Source organism: Carboxylicivirga marina, from assembly GCF_016612505.1.
Lineage (GTDB): Bacteria > Bacteroidota > Bacteroidia > Bacteroidales > Marinilabiliaceae > Carboxylicivirga > Carboxylicivirga marina.
On the sequence record NZ_JAENRR010000055.1, the window covers coordinates 24,828 to 31,784 of the forward strand.

Annotated in this window: 3 protein-coding genes; all 3 read right to left on the reverse strand. The window is 37.6% G+C overall.

Going from position 1 to position 6,957, the window contains the following annotated elements:
- Window positions 1-101: 101 nt before the first annotated feature.
- The 3 genes from JIV24_RS17580 to JIV24_RS17590 all read right to left on the reverse strand — a co-directional run bounded on the left by JIV24_RS17580 (window position 102) and on the right by JIV24_RS17590 (window position 6,526).
- Window positions 102-1,313 (reverse strand): DUF5000 domain-containing lipoprotein, encoded by a 1,212-nt coding sequence (locus tag JIV24_RS17580; RefSeq protein ID WP_200466385.1) that lies wholly within the window; start codon window positions 1,311-1,313, stop codon window positions 102-104.
- Between the two features lie 34 nt (window positions 1,314-1,347).
- Window positions 1,348-3,276 (reverse strand): RagB/SusD family nutrient uptake outer membrane protein, encoded by a 1,929-nt coding sequence (locus tag JIV24_RS17585; protein WP_200466386.1) that lies wholly within the window; start codon window positions 3,274-3,276, stop codon window positions 1,348-1,350.
- Between the two features lie 61 nt (window positions 3,277-3,337).
- Window positions 3,338-6,526, reverse strand: a complete 3,189-nt coding sequence (locus tag JIV24_RS17590; protein ID WP_200466387.1) for a SusC/RagA family TonB-linked outer membrane protein — start codon at window positions 6,524-6,526, stop codon at window positions 3,338-3,340.
- Window positions 6,527-6,957: the final 431 nt, after the last annotated feature.

Here is a 6,957-nt window from a genome sequence, read left to right on the forward strand (position 1 = left end):
AGATAAAGGATCTAATGATTACTTATGCATTCTGAATGATTACTTTGAACGCTAAAATCATTGTTTCCTTCATATATTATTGCTTAAATATTAATTATAAATTAGTTGACTTCTTCGGTAATCTCACCCCAAAATGACAATTCTCCAATTACCGTAACACGCTGTTCACCCCATGTTTCCAGATTTTCCAAACGCACATACCTTACCTCCACTAAATTATTTACGTCAAATTCAAAGTCTTCACCTTTGTTTTGATAAGCATGATCTTCTGAGGTAGCCTGACCAACAGGTGTTCCACTAGGTTTAAACGAATGGCACTCTTTCAGGAAAGTCCAGCCTGCATTTGGATTTGCAGGATCGTATGGTGGTAGTTCATTTACATCCAGTGTACCATAAATATTAAAGCGTTTAGGATTACCGTGTTTGTATAATTCATCTCCTCCCCTTTGATAAAGTTTAAAACGGCTTAATTTCACTTTTACACCAAGATCTATGGTTAGTCGGTGAGGTAAATCTTCAAAGGCTGTATGGCCACAATTCCATTGGTTACCCCATTGTCCGTCCCACATCTGGTCTTCGCTAAAACCATAATCATTAAAATCCTTGTCACCACTAATCTTAAATACGGAGAATTTTTCCTTATCCAGAAAAGTATCTGGAATAGGGGTCATTTCGAAATAAGTAGTGTCTGATAAATTACCCCAACGATCTTCAACATATACTCCAAACTGGGTGAATACGGCACTGTATCCTCTAAAACTATATGAACCCGATGGCTGGCTGGTAAAAAGAGATTCCTTATAAATGTATTTATCCTGATTCTCTTCATACTTAATTAAATTAATGGAGACTTCGGCCTGCTCGCTATTCTCATAACTTACTTTAATCCCACCATAATCGACTTCTCCTTTTAAGGTTGGGAAAATTAAATCCAAAGGAGGTGTTAAGGGGTTAACCTTTGCCAAAGTAGGCGTTGAATGATTTTCTCCACGATCTACAGCATAAAGCGTCACTTCATATTCCTTTGCATCTGCAAATCCTTCAATTAGTAGAGAGTCTATCGCTGCCGATGCCTTTACTTCTCTCAAAACACCACGATCATCAATAAATTCAGCCTTTACATATAAGAGATCAACATCGTTGGGTGATTGGTAATGCACCACTGATTTGCCATGCATATTTGTTACTTCTTTTACGACTACAGGTCCAGGAGGTGTTGCATCGCTTCCATATGGATGGCGACCTTCCTCTTCACACCCGATAAACACGGCTGCTATTATAAGAACACTTGATATTACGCTATATATTTTCATTTTCACAAATTCAATTATTGAATAAATTATTACCCTACCATCCTGGATTTTGAACCAAATTAGAATTTCTTATTAACTCATTTTGACTGATAGGCCATAAGTAATCACGCATCAGATAATCCCTGAAAAAGATGTTTTTTACCTGATAAAAATCTTCAGGGGTAGCCCCATAAATATTCCAGCCCCTAATAGGTTTTGCAAAATAGTCCTCGGCCAACTTCCATCGTCTCAAATCCCAAAAGCGATGCCCTTCAAATGCTAGCTCGACTAGGCGTTCTTGATGAATAATCTCCCTCATTCCCTCTTTACTTAATGGCTTTTGAGGATTTTTAGAATAAGTTGAGTAAGTTGTAAGTAGATCGCCCCCGATGTCAAGACCTGCCTTATCTCTCACTCTTTGCACATATTCATATACATCATTGGTAGGTTGTCCTTCAACCTCATTTAAAGTCTCAGCATACATCAAGTACAAATCAGACAAACGAACAATCGGAAATACATAACCCTCTACAACAGTTCTGGATTGTTGAATTATATTTTCATAATTAACCAGCTTTTTAGTAAAATAGCCGGTAATTGAATATATCTCCTCACCACTCTTACCGGAAAACTGTCCCGCCTTTGCATTTAATGAAGGAATTAAAGCATCATTTTTTGTTTCTAACGAAAACCATTTACCGCCATCAAAGCCGACAGAAGCATAAAAGCGTGGTTCTCTATACAAATGCATCTTTGCTGTCGTGTAATCATCCTGAATAAAATATCGATGATCTGTTGCCAACTCGTCTTTTACATGTATCGCATTAAAGCGATTAGCGTAATCCCAGTTCTTATCCTCTTTGATTGGCAATCCATTATTAGTATAAAAATCTTCCACTACATTTAAGGTAGGTGCATGAGATTTCTTAGTATCGTTAAATCGGGCATTATGATCGCCAGTCCAACGAGGCTGACACCATCGCTGTAAATCACCAGTCCAGTTAGGCCCGATTCCCCAAATAAGCTCCTCATTATAAGGATCGGTTATGGTAGCTCTGAGTGTCAGTTCATGCCTAAGTGTATCACTGATGTCTCCAATCGGTAGAAGTTTGGTAAAAGAATATAAGCTATGTCCTGCCGATTCTGCTGCTATAATAGCCTCAAAACACGCATCTTTTGCCTTTACCCATTTTTCAGGATCATAACCCGCACCAAACAAATGAACACCATCCTTATCTGTAAAATTCACATACTCAGGGTTACCATTAAACAGCGGACTTGCTGCAAGAACTAACACTTTCGCTTTGATGGCCTTGGCTGCTGATTGAGTTAAGCGGCCTGATTCATCGCTGACGGAAATAATTGCTTCCGGAAGATGCTGACTTTCGATTACCTCATCAAGCAATTCCACTATGTAACTGACAACCTGATCAACCGGTTCCCTTTTAACAAAAAGTTCTTCGGTCTCAGCATTCACAGGTATATTTTCACGAACAACAGGAATAGGGCCATACATCCGAAACAACCAAAAATGATAAAATGCTTTTAAGGTTTTTACTTCTGCTACCCAACGTTCTCTTTCATCCTTATCAAGATCTGGTATATCTTTGATGTTATCCAGAAAAATATTGCAATCGCGGATACTTTCATACATATTAAATCCACCACGTGAACCATCCCAATAGTTACAGTACGGATCTGTTGCATTTTGCATGCCTTTAGCCAAGCGAAGACTCGTTTGATTATTCATATAAAAATCTCGCTCTGCATAATACCATATATCATCACCGCCTACAAGTGCAAAATTCTGCTCAACATGAGCGTGCTCAGGTACATAACTATAACAGGTTGCAAGATACTTTTCTGCCGATGCTCTTGTGTTAAAAGCCATCTCTATAGTCGCAACATTATCAGGAACAAGATCCAAATAATCGCTACAACCAGCTAAAAATAGTGCTATAAAAATTACTATATAATTTCTCATTCTATATTTGTTTGCTTTTTCCAACATTAAATTTCGTTTGACTTAAATCCCTGATTTCTTATTAAAAGCTTGCATTAAGTCCAATATTTACAACCTTTTGTATTGGGTAGCCCAGTCCATTACCTCCCATTTCCACATCCCACAAATCAAATGGTGCAAATAGAAACAGGTTGGTTCCACTGGCATATATTCTAAAAGACGACAGTTTAACTTTGGAGATAAAAGTTTTTTCGGTGAAAGTATAACCCAGTTCTACAGATTTCAACCTCAAAAAGCTACCATCCCTTAAAAACCACGTGCTTGGTCGATTATTATTCTCCACTATCTCTTCAGACAAACGAGGCCAGGCAGCATACAGATTTCGATTATCTTCCGACCAATGATCTTGTTCCCATGCGGTTAAAAGCGCTTTATTATCTACAAAAGGAGATGTGCCATTCACATCAATAAAAAATGACGAACGGGCAGAACCCTGAAAAAAGAATGAAAAATCAACACCTTTAAATCCGGTGGATGCACCAAAGCCATATACTATTTCGGGTGTTGCAGGATAACCAATTGGTACAATATCATTGTCATTAATTATACCATCATTATTAATATCCTTATACTTTATATCACCAGCCATATAACTATCAGCCGGTCCGAAATCCTGAACAGGAGAATTGGCGATATCAGCTTCATCAATAAACAATCGTTCAGCAATTAATCCATAATGTTGCGAAAGTGAATTTCCTAATGAGGATCTCCAAGGCAAACCTGCCGAGACATAGTCAAGCTCTTCCAATTTTTCAAATTGACTCGTCGCATAAGTAAAATTACCTCGCGCACTTACCCATAAATTATTTGAAAAGTTATGGTTGAAATCTAGCGACATATCAACACCTCGTGAAGCAGCAGCACCTAAGTTCGCTCTCAGGTCAGCCTGCGTTCCAAGAGTGGACGGTACTTCTGACCTATTCATTAAAATATTATCACGATACTCGTAAAAATAATCGCCCTGAAATTCCAGCTTATCGAACAAGCCGATTTCGATACCCAAATCCACCATGGTTGCTACTTCCCATGTAATCTGATCATTGCTATATCTATCAATACTGATACCTGGCACAAAATATCTGAACTCGTCTCCGTAAGTAGTTCCTTTACTACCATCATTCATATTAACCTTAGACATATAAAAGAAGCGATCTTGCGCATCTCCAATAGCGTCATTTCCAACAAAACCATAGGTACCTTTTAACTTTAATTTGTTAACGATCGTAGAGATCGGTTTCCAAAAATCTTCATTAGACACCATCCAACCAGCACCTACTGAAGGGAAAAAACCAAATCGTTCTTTCTGTGAAAAACGCTCTGAACCATTATATCCGAAATTAAATTCAGTAAAATAACGATTATCAAATCCATAAGTAAATCGTCCTGATATTCCAATATTCCTGTAAGGCAATGACAATTCAACATCATTGGCAGATAGTGAGGTTTTATATTCCCTAATAATACTTACTAACATACCAGTGAAATTGTGCTTATCAGCAAAAGTATTATTATAATTTAGTGAGCCTTCAAAGTATTGCGAACTATTCGCAACAACTCCCCCTGGACTAGCCTCAAGGTACTCTGTTCCTTGTCCTGGATTCAAGTTCGTTAAGACATATGTGTCGGTTTCCGGATCATAGCTATTACCAATGGAGTAATAAAACGGATTATAAGCACTTGATGTGCTAGAAAATGACTCTCTATGCGTATTCCCCATTAAGCGAGCAGATAATCCTTTGGTAATAAAATCCAACTTTTGCTTTAATTCAACAGATGCGATGACTGAGCTTCTGCTTTCGTCTTTATAACCACGAACCATATCGGCATATGGATTTAAATAGCTCCCAAATTGCCCTGCATTACCAAATAATATATGACTGGTATTTTCGTGCTTGGCATCTGGTTCATAATACTTCGGATACAACACTGGGTTTGTTCGCAATGCTTTTCTAAATAAATCCTCACCTCCATCAATTGGACCATTGTAGTCATCAAAATTAGTATTAAATCTAACCGCTACTTCTGTAGTCTTTGTCACATTAATGTTAATGTTGGAGCGTAAGGAAACACGATTATATTTTACATTATTATTAAAATTATTTCGTGGATCTACTTTTAATATACCATTATCGGTATTGAAGGTACCAGCTAAATAATAGCGAGCCACCTTTCCACCACCTCCAACATTAAAATTAAATCGATCATTAATGGCCTGTTTTTCAAACAACTCATCAAACCAATTGACTGCAGGGTATGCCATCTTATTTCTATTGGGCTGCTGAGTCATTCTTATTTTCTCCAAGGAATATTCTCGCCCTCCCAAAGGATTACGAGTTAAAATGGCTTCATTATGCATTTTCATGTACGTAACCGGATCAGCTATCTCAATCATCCTGGTTGGCTGAGAAATAGAACGTTCATATCTAAAGCTTAACTTCGCTGTTCCTTCTCGGCCCTCTTTTGTGGTAACCAAAATAACACCATTGGCACCACGTGCACCATAAAGAGCCGTTGCCGTTGCATCTTTCATAATGGAGAAACTGGCAATGTCATCTGGCTGGAGACGTGCAAGATCCCTTGTTGTTAACTCGATTCCATCAATCAAAATAAGTGGTGTGTTTTTATAACCAAAAGTAGTTGCTCCACGGATAAAAAACTCAGCATTATCCTGGCCTGGCTCACCACTTCGTTGATAAGAAATGATGCCCGACATTCGACCAGCCAAAGCAGTTGTTAAGTTACTTGAAGGTACTTTTAACTCGGCTGGTTTTATCGTCTCTATAGAAGCAATCACACTCTCCTTTTTCTGTTTTCCGAAGGCAACAATTGTAACCTCATCCAGCTCATCTGTCTGTGATCGCATCACCATATTTATAACCTTCTGACCGGTGTATTTTATTTGACTATTTTCCATTCCAATAAAAGAAAAGACAAGCATATCACCTTCCTTTACGTTAATAGAATATTCACCATCAATATTTGTAATCGTACCACCCATCACTCCTTGCAGCGTTACCGTTGCTCCGGGCATCGTTTCACCATTTTCATCCGTTACAATACCGGACACTATACTTACTCGTTCCTGCGCATGTGTTGTCATGGTAATAGAAGTTCCAAATACAAATAATAGGACCAGAAACGATTGCCCCAAATTGACATTAGACATCAACTGTCTAATAAATTGGAAGATGCTGACTGAATTCACTCTCATATAATACAGATTTTTCCTGAACATCGCCTGTCGTAAATTAGACAGGGGCATTTATTTAATTCATTTTACAATTATTAACATCGCAAAACTATCTCCGGAGAATTAAAATAAAGGTTAAAAAGCGGTTATTTTTTCTCAAAAAGCACTAATTCACCGCATTTTTCTTATCAAAGTTTAAAAAAACTTAAATTTTCAGCTTGCAAATAAGCTTTCTGATATCTAATGTGATTTCACGATAAATGTGGTTATGAAGTAGAATTTTACAACTAGAAAGACGAAAAATGGAACGGGAAGTGAGGATAATGAGGAAATAAAATCACAGATAAAGCCTTACATTATGAAGAAAAATTATAATTACTGACATTTCCCATGTCTATTAGGCAGCACTTGAAAGCTGCATTTCTATTAGCCTGAAGATTTTGTTGTCTTCG

Coding starts and splice junctions, on each gene's coding strand:
- JIV24_RS17580 (WP_200466385.1), bottom strand. CDS start 1,313: ATGAAAATATATAGCGTAATATCAAGTGTTCTTATAATAGCAGCCGTG.
- JIV24_RS17585 (WP_200466386.1), bottom strand. CDS start 3,276: ATGAGAAATTATATAGTAATTTTTATAGCACTATTTTTAGCTGGTTGT.
- JIV24_RS17590 (WP_200466387.1), bottom strand. CDS start 6,526: ATGAGAGTGAATTCAGTCAGCATCTTCCAATTTATTAGACAGTTGATG.